This window comes from Porphyrobacter sp. MBR-155 (assembly GCF_040547625.1).
GTDB lineage: Bacteria > Pseudomonadota > Alphaproteobacteria > Sphingomonadales > Sphingomonadaceae > Erythrobacter.
Window position 1 is genome coordinate 25,202 of the sequence record NZ_JBEPQB010000014.1, and the last position, 17,905, is coordinate 43,106.

Annotated in this window: 16 protein-coding genes; 8 read left to right on the plus strand and 8 right to left on the minus strand. The window is 62.9% G+C overall.

Annotation, left to right across the window (positions count from 1 at the left end):
• Positions 1-129: 129 nt before the first annotated feature.
• Both ABIE62_RS13740 and ABIE62_RS13745 read right to left on the minus strand, forming a co-directional pair.
• Entirely contained in the window at positions 130-897 is a 768-nt protein-coding gene (locus ABIE62_RS13740; protein WP_354326837.1) for a MotA/TolQ/ExbB proton channel family protein, read from the minus strand.
• Positions 898-963: 66 nt separating this feature from the next.
• Complete coding sequence (locus ABIE62_RS13745) at positions 964-1,635, minus strand: TonB family protein (RefSeq protein WP_354326839.1); 672 nt, start codon at positions 1,633-1,635, stop codon at positions 964-966.
• A gap of 529 nt (positions 1,636-2,164) precedes the next feature.
• Here ABIE62_RS13745 and ABIE62_RS13750 point away from each other — a divergent pair.
• Together ABIE62_RS13750 and ABIE62_RS13755 are read left to right on the plus strand one after the other, a co-directional pair.
• Complete coding sequence (locus ABIE62_RS13750; RefSeq protein WP_354326841.1) at positions 2,165-2,890, plus strand: hypothetical protein; 726 nt, start codon at positions 2,165-2,167, stop codon at positions 2,888-2,890.
• 66 nt (positions 2,891-2,956) lie between these two features.
• Positions 2,957-4,297, plus strand: coding sequence for a homoserine dehydrogenase (locus ABIE62_RS13755; protein WP_354326842.1), 1,341 nt, complete (start codon positions 2,957-2,959; stop codon positions 4,295-4,297).
• A gap of 85 nt (positions 4,298-4,382) precedes the next feature.
• Here ABIE62_RS13755 and ABIE62_RS13760 read toward each other — a convergent pair whose 3' ends face one another.
• Entirely contained in the window at positions 4,383-5,054 is a 672-nt protein-coding gene (locus tag ABIE62_RS13760; RefSeq protein ID WP_354326844.1) for a hypothetical protein, read from the minus strand.
• A 9-nt stretch (positions 5,055-5,063) separates the two neighbouring features.
• A complete protein-coding gene (locus ABIE62_RS13765; RefSeq protein ID WP_354326846.1) occupies positions 5,064-5,723 on the minus strand; it encodes a hypothetical protein in 660 nt (219 codons plus the stop codon).
• A 64-nt stretch (positions 5,724-5,787) separates the two neighbouring features.
• Here ABIE62_RS13765 and glpX point away from each other — a divergent pair, with 64 nt between their 5' ends.
• Complete coding sequence (gene glpX / locus ABIE62_RS13770) at positions 5,788-6,816, plus strand: class II fructose-bisphosphatase (RefSeq protein ID WP_354326848.1); 1,029 nt, start codon at positions 5,788-5,790, stop codon at positions 6,814-6,816.
• 149 nt (positions 6,817-6,965) lie between these two features.
• Here glpX and ABIE62_RS13775 read toward each other — a convergent pair whose 3' ends face one another.
• Entirely contained in the window at positions 6,966-7,637 is a 672-nt protein-coding gene (locus ABIE62_RS13775; protein WP_354326849.1) for a glutathione S-transferase family protein, read from the minus strand.
• Positions 7,638-7,772: 135 nt separating this feature from the next.
• Between ABIE62_RS13775 and ABIE62_RS13780 the strand changes: the two genes are divergently transcribed.
• Genes ABIE62_RS13780 through ABIE62_RS13795 form a run of 4 tightly spaced genes read left to right on the plus strand, consistent with a single transcriptional unit; the run spans position 7,773 to position 11,546 of the window.
• The gene (locus ABIE62_RS13780; protein ID WP_354326851.1) at positions 7,773-8,714 is read left to right on the plus strand and encodes an ABC transporter permease; all 942 of its coding nucleotides are present in this window, start codon (positions 7,773-7,775) and stop codon (positions 8,712-8,714) included.
• Complete coding sequence (locus tag ABIE62_RS13785) at positions 8,711-9,547, plus strand: ABC transporter permease (protein ID WP_354326853.1); 837 nt, start codon at positions 8,711-8,713, stop codon at positions 9,545-9,547. Before ABIE62_RS13780 ends, ABIE62_RS13785 begins: the two co-directional genes overlap by 4 nt.
• Entirely contained in the window at positions 9,544-10,554 is a 1,011-nt protein-coding gene (locus ABIE62_RS13790) for an ABC transporter ATP-binding protein (protein ID WP_354326855.1), read from the plus strand. Before ABIE62_RS13785 ends, ABIE62_RS13790 begins: the two co-directional genes overlap by 4 nt.
• Positions 10,551-11,546, plus strand: a complete 996-nt coding sequence (locus ABIE62_RS13795; protein ID WP_354326857.1) for an ABC transporter ATP-binding protein — start codon at positions 10,551-10,553, stop codon at positions 11,544-11,546. Before ABIE62_RS13790 ends, ABIE62_RS13795 begins: the two co-directional genes overlap by 4 nt.
• A gap of 1 nt (position 11,547) precedes the next feature.
• Here the strand turns inward: ABIE62_RS13795 and ABIE62_RS13800 are convergent, their stop codons facing one another.
• The 3 genes from ABIE62_RS13800 to ABIE62_RS13810 all read right to left on the minus strand — a co-directional run bounded on the left by ABIE62_RS13800 (position 11,548) and on the right by ABIE62_RS13810 (position 16,808).
• Positions 11,548-13,149 carry an ABC transporter substrate-binding protein gene (locus tag ABIE62_RS13800; RefSeq protein ID WP_354326859.1) on the minus strand — a complete coding sequence of 534 codons (1,602 nt, stop codon included), beginning with the start codon at positions 13,147-13,149 and terminating at the stop codon, positions 11,548-11,550.
• Between the two features lie 44 nt (positions 13,150-13,193).
• Positions 13,194-16,067, minus strand: a complete 2,874-nt coding sequence (locus ABIE62_RS13805) for a TonB-dependent receptor domain-containing protein (RefSeq protein WP_354326861.1) — start codon at positions 16,065-16,067, stop codon at positions 13,194-13,196.
• Positions 16,068-16,310: 243 nt separating this feature from the next.
• On the minus strand, positions 16,311-16,808 hold the full coding sequence (locus tag ABIE62_RS13810) for an Lrp/AsnC family transcriptional regulator (RefSeq protein WP_354326863.1): 498 nt from the start codon (positions 16,806-16,808) through the stop codon (positions 16,311-16,313).
• A gap of 157 nt (positions 16,809-16,965) precedes the next feature.
• Here ABIE62_RS13810 and ABIE62_RS13815 point away from each other — a divergent pair, with 157 nt between their 5' ends.
• Positions 16,966-17,754 carry a class II glutamine amidotransferase gene (locus ABIE62_RS13815; RefSeq protein ID WP_354326864.1) on the plus strand — a complete coding sequence of 263 codons (789 nt, stop codon included), beginning with the start codon at positions 16,966-16,968 and terminating at the stop codon, positions 17,752-17,754.
• The last annotated feature ends 151 nt before the right edge of the window (positions 17,755-17,905 follow it).

A 17,905-nucleotide genomic window follows, 5' to 3' on the forward strand; every position in this document is an offset into this window, starting at 1 on the left:
TGAATTCCTAGCCTGTCAAAATATTGACTTGAAGATTACGAACTGGCGGCGGTTCTTATCAGAATCCCCGCCCGGTAAAGCGACGGGAGCACCCGGAAAGGCACCCCCGCCGGTTTGCGACAATGGCAATCAGGCCTTGGTGCCCGACGCGACAGGCTTGGCAACAGGCTTGGCCGCCGGAGCGGCGGTTACCGCCGGCTTCACCGCGCCGTTCGAGTTGATGAAGGCCAGAATGTCGGTCGAGAAGCTGCTCAGCAGCTCGCCGATACGACGGTTGCGCGACTGCAGCCAGTTGAACGCAAGCACCGCAGGCACAGCGACCAGCAGACCGATGGCAGTCATGATCAGCGCTTCACCGACCGGGCCAGCGACCTTGTCGATCGAGGCCGACCCTGCGATCCCGATGTTGATGAGCGCGCGGTAAATCCCGATCACCGTGCCGAGCAGACCAACGAACGGCGCGGTCGCACCAACCGATGCAAGGAACGGCAGGCCGCCCGCGAGCACAGCGTTGATCGAATCTTCCGAACGCTGCAGCGAACCGTGCATGTAATCATGCGATTCGAGGCTGTCGGTCATCTTGCCATGCTCTTCCTGAGCCTTGACCGCATCGTCTGCGAGCTGGCGCCACGCGCTGTTCTTTTCCAGCTTGGCCGCGCCTTCCTTGAGGGTGCCAGCACGCCAGAAGCTCGACTGCACGGTCTTGTACTGACGCATGATCTTGCTCTGCTCGAACAGCTTGGTGAACAGAATGTAGAACGAGCCGATGCTCATGATCACCAGCACGGCAAGGATCGACCAGGCGACCGGGCCGCCCTGCTCCATGGCTTCGACGAAGCCGAACTTGTTTTCAGGCGCTGCTTCCGCGGCGGCCGCGGCGAGAAGGGTAAGGTTCATTGCGAAAAGTCCTCTTGAAAGAATTGTTCCAGTGGCAAGCGGTGGTGCCGCCAGCCGGATTGTCCGTCAGTTCAAACGATAGGTAATGCGAGTCGAATAGCTGCCCGTGGTCGGGTCGCCGGCATCATTCAGCGCAGGCTCGAAGCGTGCGTAACGCTCCATCCCGGTGCAGGCGGCCTGATCCAGAATGCTCGACCCGCTTGACGCAGTTACCGAACAGCCTGTCGCGCGACCGTCAACGGTGACAGTCACACGCACGCCCACAGTGCCTTCAACCTCTTCCCGCAAGGCGCGGGGCGGGTAGTTTTCCTGAATGCGGGCAGCCCAGCTACGTTCGTTCTTGGTGCGGGCACCGCGCGCTTTCGACGGCGGGGCCGGCGGCCCCGGAGGCGCCTCTACCACGCTTGGGCGGACGTTTGTCGGCTGCGGCGGTGGCGGAATCGGTATCGTTTCAATCTGCGGCGGATTCGGCGCAATATTGATCATCGGCGGCGGCGCCACAGGCGGCGGCGGCGACGTCGGTTCCGGAATGTTTTCTGGTGGTGGCGGTGGCTCGTCCGGTGGCGGCGGCTCTTCCTCAACGTTCACGGTGGTGACGCGTTCGACTATCTCTTTGACCGCGTCGACGGCAAGAAAGATCACCATACCTGCCCCGACGCCACCGACTATCGCGAGCGCGATAATCATTGCGACGAGCTTGGGGCCGGTCAATCCTTGTTGTTGGTCAGCGTAGGACATCCAGCGCTTTCTCTCCAATTACTCGCCGATCATGCGATCGGCACACTCCCCACTCTCCGGCCAATCAGGCCAGTGAGCAGATCCCGATTATTTTGGTCCTCCCATGCCGGAAGTAACAGAAAGAGCAATCGCCAATATCGCGCATCGCCCAAACCTCTCCCGACTGGCACGCCCTGAACGCAATCGCCCAAAGCGCAACCTGAGCTGTCCGTGTGGCAATGTCCCCAGTCCCACATGGTCAGCACTCAGGGCTTTAACGAGCATCCCCCAGTCGATCAAACGCTTTTGCGGTTCAGCGCCAATTCACTGCAAGCAATGTCCAACCGGGGCTGCTAGAATGCAGGTTCAAAGCCGATCAATGGATGCCACCATGAACCACTATGTTAACGGTAATTTAACACAATTTTTCAGACCTCTAAGGGCACTTACTTGGGTCGCAGCCAGCCTTGTAATGGTGCCCGGCGCGGCCCATGCACAGGGTGCAAGCGCGGTTGCGCCAACGGCAATAAATAGTCCGACTTATGCCGATTTGGCGACACTTTCGGACGCGGCTGACCTGGTTATTCGCGTCCAGATTCGCCGCCAGACCACGCTCAAGCCCGAACGTGCACCCGGTCTGGCACCGGGATTCGCCCGGCTTTTTATAGAAGCAAACACGCTGGCGGTGATCGCCGGACGCAGCGGTGCCGGGTCGGCGCTGGCCTATCTGGTTGACGTGCCGCTGGACGCGAAGGGCAAGGTGCCCAAGCTCAAGAACCGCGAAATGGTGCTGTTTGCCGACCCGGTGCCGGGTCGGCCAGGCGAAGTGCGGCTGATCGCGCCCAAGGCGCAATTGGACTACACGCCCGAACTGGAGGCCCGGCTGCGCCCGATCCTGACCGAGCTTTACGCCGCCGATCCAGTCCCGCGAATCACCGGGATCAGCGATGCGCTGGCGGTGGCAGGCACCCTGACCGGCGAATCGGAGACGCAGATCTTCCTCGCCACCGAAAGCCGCGCGCCGGTGTCGCTCACCATCCTGCGCCGTCCGGGCCAGCAGGTGCAGTGGGGCGTGTCTTGGGGCGAAATCATCGATGCGGCGGCGCGCCCGCCCGCGCCTGAAACGCTGCGCTGGTATCGCCTCGCCTGCGCCCTGCCCGCGCAACTGCCGAGCAGCACCAACCTCGCGCGGGATCCGTCCGAACGACGGCTTGCGGCGGCGGATTATGCCTTTGTCATCAGCCAGCTTGGAGCCTGCGAGCGGCGGATTACCTGAGCTGCCCTAGTCACCTCGCGGCTTGACCGCGCGCGGACGCAGGTTAAGCGGCGTTTCCGGTTAATCATGGAGGACCGCTTGCCCGATACCGCTGCCCCGCAACCCAAGCCTTTGCGCATTGCCATCGCCGGGCTCGGCACAGTGGGCGCGGGCGTTATCCGGCTGCTCGATACCAACGCCACGCTGATCGCGGCGCGCGCGGGGCGGGCGATCGAAGTGGTATCCGTCAGCGCGCGTGACCGGAGCAAGGATCGCGGCGTCGATATCGGCCGCTTTGCGTGGGAAGACGACATGACCGCGCTGGCGCGACGCGGTGATGTGGATGTGGTGGTGGAACTGGTCGGCGGGTCGGATGGCCCGGCGCTCGCCCTCTCGCGCGCGGCGCTGACGGCGGGCAAAGGCCTCGTCACCGCCAACAAGGCGATGGTGGCGCATCACGGGCTGGAATTGGCACAGCTTGCCGAGGCGGCGGGCGTTCCGCTGAAATTCGAAGCCGCAGTGGGCGGCGGCATTCCCGTGATCAAAGGCCTGCGCGAAGGCACATCGGCCAATGCGCTGACCAAGGTTTACGGCATCCTCAATGGCACCTGCAATTATATCCTGTCGACGATGGAGCGCACCGGCGCGGATTTCGCTGACGTGCTGGCCGAGGCGCAGCGGCTGGGCTTTGCCGAGGCTGATCCGGCCTTCGATATCGAGGGCGTGGACGCGGCGCACAAGCTGGCGATTCTCGCGGCGATCGGGTTCGGCACGCGGATCGATTTTGCCGGGGTGCGGGTCAATGGCATCACGCAGGTGCGCGCCGCTGATATTGCTCAGGCCGATGCGCTCGGTTTCGTCATCCGGTTGATCGGTGAGGCCGATGTCGAAGAAACCCCCGCAGGCCCGCGCCTGCTGCAGCGCGTGCGCCCGTGCCTCGTCGCCAAGGGCCACCCCTTAAGTGCGGTCGACGGCGCGACCAACGCGGTGGTGGCTGAGGGCAATTTTTCCGGGCGCCTGCTGTTTCAGGGCGCAGGCGCGGGCGACGGCCCGACCGCAAGCGCGGTGGCGGCTGACCTGATCGACATCGCCCGCGACGAAGTGGGCGCGCCGTTCTCGATCCCCGTCGCGCAGCTTGCCGCCATGCCGCCTGCCGAACCCGGCCACCGCACCGAACGCACCTATCTGCGCTTCATGGTCAAAGACCGGCCCGGCGTGCTGGCCGAAATCACCGCCGCGATGCGCGATGGCAATGTTTCGATCGAAAGCCTGATCCAGCAAGGCCGCGGCCATGATGCGGGTGAGGTGATGGTGGCGATGGTCACGCATGAAGGGCAGGAAGCCAACGTCACCGCTGCGCTCGCGCTGCTCGAAGGATCGGACAGCCTGACCGGCGATCCGCTGGTGCTGCCGATTTTGCCGTTGTAGCATTTATGAATCCCCGCGCAGGCGGGGATCTCAGGCGATATAGCCCCAAACCGATGGAGGCCCCCGCCTGCGCGGGGACTCGCAGCTATTTTGGTGGTGGAGCCTCGCCCACCTCCGGCAACCCCAACTCCGCTTCGAGTCGCCGCCGCGCCTCGTCCGATAGCGGGGCATCGTCCGATTCCAGCGGAGCCAGCCCCTGCGCCACCCGTTCCGCGTCAGACCCGGCAGGCGGAGGCGGGATCGCCTCCACATCTACGATCAGCGCGGGTGGATCGGGACAGGGCGGGAAAAAGCACAGCCCGCTGATCGTGGCAGGCCCGCGAAAGATGCCGGGGCCAGCCACGTCAGGCGGGGCAATCGTTCCCGCGCCTTGTGTGCGTTCGGCATAGTCTTTCAGCCACGCCTCACGGCTGCCGCTGTAGAGCTGCGAGGTGTCCACCTCCAGCGCGCGGCACACCACGATTTCCCCCGCGACCACGCCCGCGTCCTGCTGGTCCGCGCATTCCTTGATCAAGGCCGCATTGGCCGCTTCGGGCGCGGGCGGCGGTACGAGAATGTCGATCTGATCGGGCGGCGCGGCGCTCGGTTCCTCCGGCCCCAGATCGATCGGAATGCGTTCCGGCGCGGGCGCAGGCGTCGGCGAAGTCGAGCGGGGCGGAAGGCGCGACGCCGATGCGGGCGGCTGAAATGGAGGCGGCAACCGGGGCGGTGCGTTGGCCGCCAGCAGCATTGCGGCGCTTATGCCATGCCAGAACATTGCGGTGCCCTAACCGCCCTTCTTCTTCCCGCGCGGGGGAATCACCGTCCTGATCCCTGCCGCCTCACGCCGGGCCTTTTCCTCTTCCTCGGACAATTCGCGATCCTGATCCAGCGGCGGCAATCCGCGCGCGATCCGGTCTGCATCGGAACCGGCGGGAGCTTTGGGCAGCGCGGTGACATCGATCATCAGTGCGGGCGGCGGCACAGAGCCAAAGCCGATGGAATTGCCGTGGTTGGGAATCCCGAACGCCTCTGGTGCACGCGGCACATCCGCAAACGCGGTTTCTTCGGCGTAGCGTTTCTGCGCATTCTTGCGGCTGCCGCTCAAGGAATTGCTGCCATCATCGGCGATCTGGCGGCACACCACGATTTCGCCGCTGATCGTACCCGCATCGGCGCGGTCTTCGCATTCGATTGCCTGCGCCTGATTAACCTCACCGCGCGGCACGGTGACCAGCACATTGATGCGCGGGCGCGGCGGCGGGGCTGGTGGCGAAGGGGCCGGTGGCGGCGGCGTTTCAGCGGCGGGCGCTGTCGCGGCGGTGTCATCCTGTGCGGCCACAGGATCGCTGATCACCAGCGCCGCAGCTGAGAGGGCCAAAAACAGCATGACGTTACGGAAACCCGGCGCAACAGGAATGGCATTGCTCGACAAACCCGTCTCCATCAGCCTATGCGCGGGGGCATTCCCAAGGTTTTTGCAACCAAAGCGATAAAAGGCTGAATTGCGCATGAACTCGCCAACCACTACCGACCGCAACGCCGCCAATCAAGGCGTGGGGCAAGCCCCTGATGACAACGCCATCCAGCGCGTGCTGGTGCTTGAACTGGTGCGCGTCACCGAAGCAGCCGCGATTGCTGCGGCGCAATTGATCGGGCGCGGCGATGAAAAGGCTGCCGACGCCGCCGCGGTCGAAGCGATGCGCCGCGCGTTCGACAATCTTTATATGGATGGCACCGTGGTGATCGGCGAAGGCGAGCGTGACGAAGCGCCGATGCTGTTCATTGGCGAAAAGGTCGGGATCGGCAAAGGGCCGGAGATCGACATCGCGCTCGACCCGCTCGAAGGCACAACCATCACCGCCAAGGCCGGCCCGAATGCGCTGGCGGTGCTGGCGGCGGCGGAAAAGGGCTGTCTGCTCAACGCGCCTGACGTTTACATGGACAAGCTGGCGGTCGGCCCCGGCTACCCCGAAGGCATTATCGACCTCGCCAAATCCGCGACCGAAAATGTGATGGCGGTGGCGGCGGCCAAGGGGGTGAAGCCGTCCGACATCAATGTCTGCGTGCTTGATCGCCCGCGCCATTCCGAACTGATCGCGGAACTGCGCGGGATCGGCTGCGGGGTGGTGCTGATCGGCGATGGCGATGTCGCGGGCGTGATCGCGGTGACCGACGAGGAAACCACGATCGATATGTATATGGGCCAGGGCGGCGCGCCCGAGGGCGTGCTGGCAGCGGCGGCTTTGCGCTGCGTCGGCGGGCAGTTCAACGGGCGGCTGGTGTTCCGCAACGATGATGAAAAAGCCCGCGCGAAGAAGTGGGGGATCACGGATCTCAACCGCATCTACAAGCTGGAAGATCTGGCGAAAGGTGACTGCATCTTCGCAGCGACCGGCGTGACCTCAGGCTCGCTGCTCGACGGGGTAAAGCGCCGCCGCCGGCTGACGGGTGAGGTCTATATGACCACCGAAAGCGTGGTGATGCGCGCTAGTTCTGGCACGGTGCGGTGGATACGGGGCGAACATCGGATCGCGTGAGTCGTTGATAGGCGCAGGGTCGCCCCAAACGCGGCGGTCCTCCGCACCGTCTCACATAAACTTGCGGTGGATTAAAGGCGAGCATCGGATCGCGTGAGTGGTTGACGGGGGCAAGGGCCGCCCCAAACGCGGCGGCCCTCCGCGCAACGTCAGGCCAGAACTTCTCCGTGCGGCACCAGCATCCCGCGCTGCACGGCGGGGCGCGCACCCACCTGCTCCAGCCACCGGGCAATCGCAGGAAAGTCGGCCAGATCAACCCGCGCCCAATCGTGCACCGCAACCCAGGGATAGGCGGCGATATCGGCCAGTGAATAGGCATCCCCGGCCAGATAATCGTGGCGGGCAAGCTGCTGTTCCAGCACCGCGTAAGCCCGGCGCACCAGCGCGACGTGGTGTTGCATCGCGATATCCGATGGTTCGGGGGCAAGGCTGGTCCAGTGGTGGGCATTGCCGGTCATCGGGCCAAGCGATGTCATCGCCATCATCAGCCACACCAGCACCGCTTCGCGCGCCGCACCGCCGGGGGGCAGGATCGCCGGATCGCGCGCGCCGAAATGGAACAGGATCGCGCCGGACTCGGTCATCACATGCGCATCTCCCTGTTCGCGCCAGGTGACAATCGGCAGTTTGCCATAGGGATTGAGCGCAAGGATCGCGGGCGCAAATTGTTCGCGGGCGCGGATGTTGACCGGGTGGACCCGGTATTCCAGCCCCAGTTCTTCAAACAGGATCGATACCCGGCGCGAATTCGGCGTGGCCCATAAATAAGCTTCAAGCGTTTCGATCTGCATTACCGGGTGCCGTCCTCTGTCAATCTTCAACGCCCTATAATGCACGCCGATTGAGTTGTCCGAAAATACCCGATAGGACTGCGGCAATGGCGATTTTGGCTCTGATACTGATCGAAGATCGCCGGAACGCCGGGTGCCCCGCGCGCCATCTGACCGGTTTTGGCCATGCTTGAATATGTCCTGCGCCGGATCGTGGCGACCATCCCGGTGTTGTTGCTGGTGGCAATCATTGTGTTTTCGCTGCTTTACCTTGCCCCCGGCGATCCGGCGGCGGTGCTGGCAGGCGATCAGGCGAGCGCCGAGGAAATCGCCCGCATCCGTTCGTCGCTGGGGCTGGATCAGTCGTTCCTGCAACGGTTTTTGCAGTGGGGTGGCGGGGTTTTGCGGGGCGATCTGGGGCAATCGGTGTTTTCCGGCCGCCCTGTCACCAGCCTGATCGCGCAGCGGCTCGAACCGACCATCGCGCTTACCGTATTATCGCTGCTGGTGGCATTGCTGATCGCGATCCCGCTGGGCGTGCTGGCGGCGTGGAAGCCCGGAAGCTGGCTTGATCGCGGGGCGATGGGGTTTGCGGTGCTGGGCTTTTCAGTGCCAGTATTTGTGCTGTCCTACTGCCTGATCCTGCTGCTGGCGGTCGCGCTGCCGGTGTTGCCGGTGCAGGGATACAAGCCGTTGATGGACGGGATCGGCCCATTCCTCCGCCACATGATCCTGCCCGCCTTTGCGCTGGGCGTGCTGAACGCTGCGCTGATTGCGCGCACCACCCGCGCCGCGATGCTGGAGGTGCTGCGGCAGGATTACATCCGCACCGCGCAGGCCAAGGGATTGCCGGTGATGCGGGTGCTGATCGGCCATGCGCTGAAGAACGCGGCGATCCCGATTGTCACGATTATCGGCATCAGTTTCGCCATGCTGATCAGCGGGGTGGTGGTGACCGAAACCGTGTTCAACATCCCCGGCGTGGGGCGGCTGACAGTCGATGCGATCCTGCGCCGCGATTATCCGGTGATCCAGGGCGTGATCCTGCTATTTTCGGTCGCCTATGTGCTGCTCAATCTGCTGATCGATCTCAGCTACGGTCTGTTTGATCCGAGGATCAGGCTATGACCGCGGGGGTTGCGCAGGCCATGCGGCAGCATCGCGGTGCCGCAGTCGGAGCGGCGTTGCTGGCGGCGATGGCGCTGGCAGCGATCGCCGCGCCGTTGATCGCCCCGATCGATCCGCAGTTGATCGCGCCGTTTGACCGGTTGCAGGACCCCGATGCGCGGTACTGGTTCGGCACCGATCAGATCGGCCGCGATGTCTTCAGCCGCACGGTTTACGGCGCGCGGGTGTCGATGATGGTCGGCTGCGTGGTGGCGCTGACAGCGATCTTTTCCGGCCTGCTGCTGGGACTGCTGGCGGGCTTCATCCGCTGGGTCGATGGCATTTTGATGCGGGTGATGGATGGCCTGATGGCAATCCCGTCGATCCTGCTGGCGATCGCGCTGGTGGCGATTTCCGGGCCGAGCATCCGCAGCATCGTGATCGCCATCACTATCGCCGAAGTGCCGCGTGTGACGCGATTGGTGCGCGGGCAGGTGATCGCACTGCGCGGGCAATTGTTCATCGAAGCGGCCACCACCGCAGGCACATCGGTGCCGGTGATCCTCTATCGGCATATCGTACCCAACCTGCTCGCCCCGCTGCTGGTGCAGGCCAGTTACGTGTTCGCCGCAGCCGTGATGACCGAGGCTGTGCTGAGCTTCATCGGCGCAGGCGTCCCGCCCGAAACGCCAAGCTGGGGGAACATCATTTCCGAAGGCCGCACCGTGTTCCAGCTGGCGCCGCATATCGTGCTGTTTCCCAGTCTGGTGCTGTCGGTGATGGTGTTGTCGGTCAATATTCTGGGCGACGGACTCCGCGATGCCTTCGATCCGCGTTTCACGGGGCAGCCATGAGCGCGCGGCAACCCCTGTTGGTGATTGACCATCTGGCGGTCGAATTTCGCGGGCGCGATGGCACCACGCGCGCGGTGGACGATGTCAGCCTGACCCTTCATGCTGGCGAGATTCTGGCGCTGGTGGGCGAATCCGGTTCGGGCAAAAGCGTCACCTCGCTCGCCGCGCTGCGGCTGATTCCCGATCCTCCGGGCAAGATTGTTGCAGGCACCATCCGGCTCGACGGGATCGACCTCGCCTCGCTCGATGATCGTGCCTTGCGGCGGGTGCGCGGCAAGGATCTGGCGATGATCTTTCAGGATCCGATGAGCTCGCTCAACCCGGTGCTGACCATCGGCCAGCAAATTGGCGAGGCGATCCGTCTGCATGAAGGCGGTAGCGACGAAGCCGTGCGCGCCCGCATCATCGAAGTGCTGGAACTGGTGAGGATTCCGCAGGCCGATATGCGGATCGATCAATATCCGCACCAGCTTTCGGGCGGGATGCGGCAGCGGGTGATGATCGCGATGGCGCTGTCGTGCGGGCCGCGCGTGCTGATCGCGGATGAACCGACCACCGCGCTCGACGTGACGATACAGGCGCAAATCCTCGCACTGCTGCGCGATCTGCGCGAACGGCTAGGCATGGCGATCCTGCTGATCACGCATGATCTGGGCGTGGTTGCCGAAAATGCCGACCGGGTGATCGTGCTGTATGGCGGGCGCAAGGTCGAAGAAGGCCCGGTCGATGCGCTTATCCGCAATCCGCGCCATCCCTATACGCGCGGCCTGCTGGGATCGATGCCGCATCTCGATAGCGCGATCAGCGATGATGCGCACGCGCGGCTGGTCGAAATACCCGGTGCGGTGCCGCACAATGCCGGCAGCCTGCCCGGCTGCGGGTTCGCCGCAAGATGCCCGCTGGCAGACGACCATTGCCGCACCAACCGCCCGCCGCTGACCGCGGTTGGCGCTGACCGGCTGAGCGCGTGCTGGAAACATGATCAACTGGCCGGGGGTGCGGCATGACTGCGCTGCTAGAGGTGACCGGACTGATCAAACGCTTTGCGCACCCGCGCAGCCTGATCGATCAGCTGCGCGGCAAACCCGCAGGCGCGGTGCAGGCGGTGAGCGGGGTCAGCCTGACCATCGCCGCCAACGAAACGCTGGGTCTGGTGGGTGAAAGCGGCTGCGGCAAATCGACCGTGGGGCGCTGCATCCTGCGGCTGGAACAGCCCGATGGCGGCACCATCCGGCTGGATGGCGAGGACATTTCGCAATTGCCCGAAGCCCGCCTCAGGCCGCTGCGGCGGCGGCTGCAGGTGGTGTTTCAGGATCCCTTCGCATCGCTCAACCCGCGCCGCAGCGTGGGTGAGGCGGTGGCCGAACCCTTGCGCAATTTCACCGATCTGCGCGGGGGGGCGCTGCGCGAAGAAGTGGCACGCCTGTTCGAACGGGTGGGCCTGCGGCGCGATCAGATTGACCGCTTTCCGCACGAATTTTCGGGCGGACAACGCCAGCGCATCGGCATTGCCCGCGCCATCGGGCCGCGCCCCGATCTGATCATTCTGGACGAGCCGGTATCGGCGCTGGACGTGTCGATTCAAGCACAGGTGGTCAATCTGCTGATGGATCTGCAGGACGAATTCCGCCTGTCCTATCTGTTCATCGCCCATGATCTGGCGGTGGTGCGCCATATCAGCACGCGGGTGGCGGTGATGTATCTGGGCGAGATCGTCGAGACGGGGCCGCGCGATGCGGTGTTCGCCCGCCCGCGCCATCCCTATACCGCAGCCTTGCTGTCAGCCGCGCCGATCCTTGACCCGGCCAAGCGCGATGCGGCCGAACGGATCATCCTGACCGGCGATCTGCCCAGCCCCAGCAATCTGCCGTCGGGTTGCCGGTTCCACACGCGCTGTCCGTTTGCGCAAGGCGTGTGTTCCACCACCGCCCCGCCACCAGTCGACGCGGGCGGGGGGCATATTGCTGCGTGCCATTTCCCGCTGTCATCGCCTGCGTAAGTCAGGCGCGGTTGGCCGGCGCCTTGGTGATATTCCAGAACACGCTGCTGCCCGGCACGCTCAGCACGCCTTGCAGGTTGTTGCGATAGGCGATCGGATTGTACCACAGGCCAATCGGAACATAGGGCAACAGCCGATATGCACTGGCCTGAATCTGGTCGGCCAGCGCCTGACGTTCGGCATCGGACTGGGCATAGGCATAGCGGTCGATCAAGGCCTGATGCGCCGGATCGCACGGCCAGCCCGGCCACGCCGCATCGCAATTGGCCTGCATCGGCGAATTGGCGACCGGGTCTGACACATCGACGCCGGGCCAATAGGTCAGCCCGATATGCCAGCCTCCGTCTTCCGGCGCAGCACGATTGGCGCGGCGGGATGACATCGCGCCAAAATCCATCGCCTGCAAATCTACCTTCGCCCCGATCGAGCGCAAATCATCGGCCAGCACCAGCGTGGCAAGGTTCATGAACTGGATATCGGTGGGGTGCAGGATCACCAGCGGACGGCCATCATAGCCCGATTGGGCCAGCAATTGCCGTGCCTTTTCCCGGTCTGGTGCGAAGCCTTCGGGGATGCCCGCCGTGCTGCCGAGTTGCGAGCCACACACGAAGAATTCGTTGCAGGCCTGCGTCATGTCGGGGTTGCCGAACATCGCCTGCAGATAGCGCCGCTGATCGATCAGATAGAGCAGTGCCTGCCGCGCGAGCGGATTGTCGAACGGTGGATGCAGGTGGTTCATCCGCAGCATTCCCTGCGTGCCCAGCGGATCGTTGCGCACGATGGTAACATCCTCACCGCGCAGCATCGGCAGGAATTCGGCGGTCGGGTTTTCGACGTAATCCACCTCGCCCGCGGCCAACGCCAGCACGGCGGACTGCGGGTCGCGGATATTGTGCCATTCGACCCGGTCAACCAGCACGTGCTTGCCCCCCGCAGCTCCGCTGGCCGGTTCAGCGCGCGGGACATATTGGTCGTTGCGGGCATAGACAGCCACGCCGCCCGGTATCCATTCGGCATCGACAAACCGGAACGGGCCTGATCCGGTGGTGTCGCGGATTGGCGCTGTCACGCTGGTTTCAGCCAGCCGCCGCGGCATGATCGCCGGAACCGGCCCGCCGGTCTTGGACAGGGCCTGCAACATCAATCCGTAAGGCCGGTCAAGCTGCCAACGCACCGTGCGGGCATCATCGCTGGCAATCCGCGAGGTGACAGCAAATATCTGCCGGCCATAGGCATCACGCGCGCTCCACCGCCGCAGCGATGCGATCACATCATCCGCCGTGACCGGCGCGCCGTCATGGAAGAACAGCCCTTCGCGCAGGCGGAATGTCCACGTCAGCCCATCGGCGCTGCGATCCCAGCTTTCGACCATTTGCGGCTGAACCATGCCGCCAGCATCGCGGGCAAACAGGAAATCATACACCATCATCGCGTGGCGTTGGACAATGCCGATGGTGGTGACGATCGGATCGAGCGCCTGCAGATCGGCATAGGGCACGATCCGCAAGGTGTTGCGCGTATCGACCCTGGTGCACGAAACGCTCAATCCAGCCAGCGCCACGGCGCTGGCGGATCGACCGACAAACTGGCGTCTGCTTAACATTCCCGCCAGTCCTGCCGATCGATCCGGTTCATGTGCCGATGCAATCAGAACTTGGCCGAAACGCCGACGAAGAACTCCGTCCCGATGGCGTCATAGGTGTCCGGCCAGGTGTTGTTGCGTTCCTGCCGGGTGCCGAGCAGCGGCGGGCCATTGTCCAACACGTTGTTGACCCCGCCCCACAGATTGATCGCCTCGTTCAGGTCGTAGGTGAACGACAGATCGACATAATTCTGCGCCGTGATCCGCTGCACCGCCACAGTCGAAGGGGCAGGAGACGTCCCGCCCCGCCGATTGGCAAGCTGCAGGTCTTCAACCGTGACTGCATCGATCCAGCGGTGACGCACGCTGAGCGACAGACGATCGGTCGACCATGTCGCGCGGCTGGTGGTCTTGAACTCGAATTTTGGTTCGCCGCAGGTCGGCCCGAACAGACCGATGCAGAAATTCTGGTTGTCTGCCAGATCCTGAACCGGCGTGATGGTGAATTCGTCCACCCAGCCACCGGCGACATTCAGATCCAGACGGCTACCGCCACCGGTTTCGATGCGGTAATTGACCTGGACGTCAATGCCGGATGTTTCCAGCCGTCCGATATTTTCATTCAGCGCAAAGACGGGAAACTGGGTGTCGATGATACCGCTGGTCGGATTGCGGGAAACCGCCTGACACGCCACGCTATCGGGATTGCGGATCTGATTGAAACACAGATCAAGGATGCTGTTGACGCCGCCTGCCAGCGGGCTGATCGCGCCTTTGAGCGAAATATCATAATAATCAATCGACAACCGCAGCCGGGGAATGAAGGACGGCGTTACGATCACCCCAAAGGTATAAGTGTCTGATTTTTCTTCGCGCAGGTTGGCGTTGCCGCCCAGCACACCGGGAATCTGGTCATTCGGCTGCACCGCCGCATTGCCCACCAGTGCGGCCGGAACCCCATTGGCGATGCACAGATCGCGCAAGATTGTATCAGTGGCCGCTGCCGCCCGTGCGCACGGATCGGTCGCCGCAACCGGGAAGGTGCGATTGCCGCCGAAGGCTTCGCCGACATTGGGCGCACGAATGGCGCGCTGATACTGCCCGCCAAAGGCAAGATCCGAAGACACCTGCCAATCAAGCCCGCCCTGATAGGTCCACACCCCGCCGACCTGTTCAAGGTCATAGTCCGAATAACGGAAGGCCGCATTGACCGCCAACTCGCGGGCGAAGGCGACATCGGTCAGCAACGGCACGCGAACTTCGCCAAACAATTCCCACACATCGATGCTGCCTTTGGTGGCAGTGATCGGGTTGAACCCGGCGATGTCCCCTGCCGCCAGCAAGGCATCGGGCCGGAAATTGGCTGAGCTTGAACGGTATTCGCCGCCCACCGAAAAGCCGACCGGGCCAGCGGGCAGACTGAACAGCGTACCGCTCAGGTTGCCTGCGACGACGTGCAGATCGGTGATGTCGATATTGGTCGATTCCACGCTGATGAAATCAATCCCCGCCTGCGAGATATTCGGCCCGAACGGATTGACCAGCGGAGCAGCGCCGCCGGGGCCGGAAAGAATGCCTTCGCGGAATTTCGACAGCGAGACATTGCCCATCTGCAATTGCGTGTTCTTTGACCGGGCATAGGAATAATAGGCTTCCCAGCGCAGATCGCTGAAGGCGTTCTCCCCCCCAGCGATCTCGCCGCGCAATCCGCCCAGCACACGCCAGGCATCGCGGTCATCGAAATTGCGGCGTGGCCCGACTTCCTGCAAGCGGCGATTAATCGTCAGGTTCACCAGCCCGTCATTCGCCGCCGCACCCGTCTGATTCTGGTCAATCACCTGCAAGACATTGGCCAGCGGCGCACCGATAAAGGGGTTGTTGACCTCAATCGGCATGGATGCGTTGATAAAGCTCGATGCGAAACCCAGCACCGTCTTGTTGTTGGTAAAGGCTCCCTCGACGAAGGCGGTTACCCCATCGGTCAGATCATAATGGGCAAGCGCGGTAACGCCCCACCGTTCTTGCGGGAAACGCAGGAAATTGTTTTCAAGGAAGTTGAAAGCGTCGTTGGCACCGGCAGCATTTGGCCCGATGTAGGGGCGGACATTCAATCCGCTGTCGTCAGGAATGAACCCGTTGGCACCAATTCCGGTGAGCCCGGCGGCAGCATAAGCCGCTGCCAGCCCGGGGATGGCAGCAATCGCCGCGGTTGTTGAAGGCAGACCGGAAAACCGCCCGTTGGGCACAAAGCTGGAACCGCCCGGGCCAAGCTGATCGACCCCGTTCACCGCAATATCGGTCAGAACCTGGCGCGAAAACGCACGGTCTTCGGTGCCGATCGCCTTGCGGTCGGCGTAATTGGCCGAAACCGTGATGTTGCCGCGATCACCGCCAAAATTGGTGCCTGCGGTCAGCGTCACGTCAACGATGCCGCCGTCCCCCCGGCTGTCGAGATTATATTGCCCGCGCGCTTCGACCCCTTCGAAATCATCGCGCAGGATGTAATTGACCACCCCGGCAATCGCATCCGAACCATACACCGCCGAAGCCCCGCCGGTGACCACTTCGACCCGCTCGATCAGTGCCGCCGGGATCGCATTGATGTTGGTGACCTGGGTGGCATCGAAAAAGACATAGCGCCGCCCGTTGACCAGCACCAGATTGCGGCTGGCACCCAACCCGCGCAGGTCAAGCGTGGCCGCGCCCGTTCCGGTGGCACTGGCAAGCGAATTGGAACCTGACGTGGTGGCCGGCACAAATTGCGGCAGGGTATTGAGCAGGTCTTCGGAATTGATTGTGCCCGCCAATTGCAGGTCTTGCGCCTGCACGCTGACAATCGGCACCGACGCCGATTGCCGTTCACGCCCGATGCGTGAACCTGTCACCATGATGACATTGGTGGACTCCTCGGCGGCCTGTTCGCCCGCGTCTTGCGCCATTGCCGGTTGCGCCGCGAAGGCTACTGCCAGCGCAATTGTCGAACTTCCAACCCACTTTTTCATCTCTATACCCCCGATAAATAACCCTGAGCCGACGTCGCATTAAGCGATCACGGCGCTACCAAAATTTGTTGACCCGCCCCAACGCCAGTCCCCATTTCCGAACTGCGTATGATCGCCGTAGCAGTGGCGCAACAATCAAAAAATCATACTCTACTTAATAGGTCAGCTTTACTCCGGGGTTCAATCCCCACATGAATGCCCTCCGGTCGATCCAAGGGCGTAGCCCAGCGGCAGGCACGCTCCTTCTTTAAGCGTTTCCATCGCGACATGGCCGGAAATTTCGAGCGGTTCAATCGTGCGAACGAGGCGCTTGTAGACCGAGTCATATGCGTCAATATCCGGCAATGCCAATTTCATGATGTAATCGAACGAGCCTGCCAGCCGATGGGCCTCCTGCACTTCAGGTATTGTCGCGATCAGGTTCTTGAACCGCTCGATCCATTCTTCGGCGTGGCGACCAGCCTTGACCAGCACGAACACCGTCATCGGAACGCCCAGCAGTTTGCGATCAAGAATGGCGACATTGGCCTTGATAAAACCATCCGCCCGCAACTGCGCAATGCGCCGCGAACAGGCCGAAATCGACATGTTCACCTTGCCCGCAACCTCGCCAACCGGGGTGTCAGCATCGGCTTGCAGCAAGGCAAGAATGGCAAGATTGCGTTCGTCGAGCACCATATTCTCTTGCTGAAATGTTGCAATAATTGCGTATATTTTGCAAGATTGAAGCGCAATAGAGCAAATGTCTAGAAATTTCGGTTCACAAAATCGATTTTCTCGGTTCTTTTGCGCGCCGTGTTTTGGCCTGTGGCCGCCTTGATGGAGGATTTGCAGTTTGTGCCGCTTTCTTGCGTTTATCGGTGAACCGATCCTGCTCGATGATGTGATGACTGATCAGTCGCACTCATTGGTGTCGCAATCGATGGCCGCGCGTGAAGCAAAAACCGATGTGAATGCCGATGGATGCGGGCTCGGCTGGTATGGCGAACGCGCAAGCCCGGGCATTTATCGCAGCATTCTGCCGGCCTGGTCCGATCCCAACTTGCTGGGTTTGCTCGGCCAGATCCGTTCCCGATTGTTCATGGCGCATGTGCGATCAGCCACGTCGGGCGGCGTGTCCTATACCAACTGCCATCCGTTCACGCATGATAACCTGCTGTTCATGCACAACGGCATGATCAGCAATTACCGCAAGCTGCGGGCGCGGGTCGAAGCGTTGATCGATGAAGTCCTGTATGAAAACATCCACGGCACAACCGACAGCGAAGCGATGTTTCACATTGCCCTGTCACGCGGATTGCCAGCAGACCCGCACGCCGCGATCATTCGCTCCCTGTCCGAAGTGGTGGCGATCACATCGGCCTATGATCGGCCGGAACGGGTCAGGTTCGCCGCCGCGCTGAGCGACGGTGAGGCTTTATGGGGTTTCCGCTGGGCCAGCGATGATCACCCGCCCACGCTTTATTACCGCGCAGTCGACAGAGGCACAGTCCTCGCCTCCGAACCCTTTGACGAAGACGCCGACGCATGGAGCGCCGTTGCGCCGAACACGGCCGTGCGGATCGCGAAGGATGGCAGGGTGGACCATCTGCCAATCGATCTGAGTGCTCGCGCAGCCGTATGACCGGCCGGGAGTGGGTGGGGACGTTAGTCAAACTCTGACAGAGCCAAGCGCCGCGAATGGCGCGCGCCTGCAAAAGCAATCGGCGCTCGCCCATGGACGGGCCTGTGCCAAGAGATTGCTGGTGCTGCTGGGGAGGATTGAACTCCCGGAA

What these genes read in the sequence shown, in the direction of transcription:
- ABIE62_RS13755 (WP_354326842.1), top strand. Translation starts at nt 2,957, where the DNA reads ATGGAGGACCGCTTGCCCGATACCGCTGCCCCGCAACCCAAGCCTTTG.
- ABIE62_RS13745 (WP_354326839.1), bottom strand. Translation starts at nt 1,635, where the DNA reads ATGTCCTACGCTGACCAACAACAAGGATTGACCGGCCCCAAGCTCGTC.
- ABIE62_RS13780 (WP_354326851.1), top strand. Translation starts at nt 7,773, where the DNA reads ATGCTTGAATATGTCCTGCGCCGGATCGTGGCGACCATCCCGGTGTTG.
- ABIE62_RS13760 (WP_354326844.1), bottom strand. Translation starts at nt 5,054, where the DNA reads ATGTTCTGGCATGGCATAAGCGCCGCAATGCTGCTGGCGGCCAACGCA.
- ABIE62_RS13805 (WP_354326861.1), bottom strand. Translation starts at nt 16,067, where the DNA reads ATGGCGCAAGACGCGGGCGAACAGGCCGCCGAGGAGTCCACCAATGTC.
- ABIE62_RS13810 (WP_354326863.1), bottom strand. Translation starts at nt 16,808, where the DNA reads ATGGTGCTCGACGAACGCAATCTTGCCATTCTTGCCTTGCTGCAAGCC.
- ABIE62_RS13790 (WP_354326855.1), top strand. Translation starts at nt 9,544, where the DNA reads ATGAGCGCGCGGCAACCCCTGTTGGTGATTGACCATCTGGCGGTCGAA.
- ABIE62_RS13765 (WP_354326846.1), bottom strand. Translation starts at nt 5,723, where the DNA reads ATGGAGACGGGTTTGTCGAGCAATGCCATTCCTGTTGCGCCGGGTTTC.
- ABIE62_RS13800 (WP_354326859.1), bottom strand. Translation starts at nt 13,149, where the DNA reads ATGTTAAGCAGACGCCAGTTTGTCGGTCGATCCGCCAGCGCCGTGGCG.
- ABIE62_RS13785 (WP_354326853.1), top strand. Translation starts at nt 8,711, where the DNA reads ATGACCGCGGGGGTTGCGCAGGCCATGCGGCAGCATCGCGGTGCCGCA.
- ABIE62_RS13740 (WP_354326837.1), bottom strand. Translation starts at nt 897, where the DNA reads ATGAACCTTACCCTTCTCGCCGCGGCCGCCGCGGAAGCAGCGCCTGAA.
- glpX (WP_354326848.1), top strand. Translation starts at nt 5,788, where the DNA reads ATGAACTCGCCAACCACTACCGACCGCAACGCCGCCAATCAAGGCGTG.
- ABIE62_RS13795 (WP_354326857.1), top strand. Translation starts at nt 10,551, where the DNA reads ATGACTGCGCTGCTAGAGGTGACCGGACTGATCAAACGCTTTGCGCAC.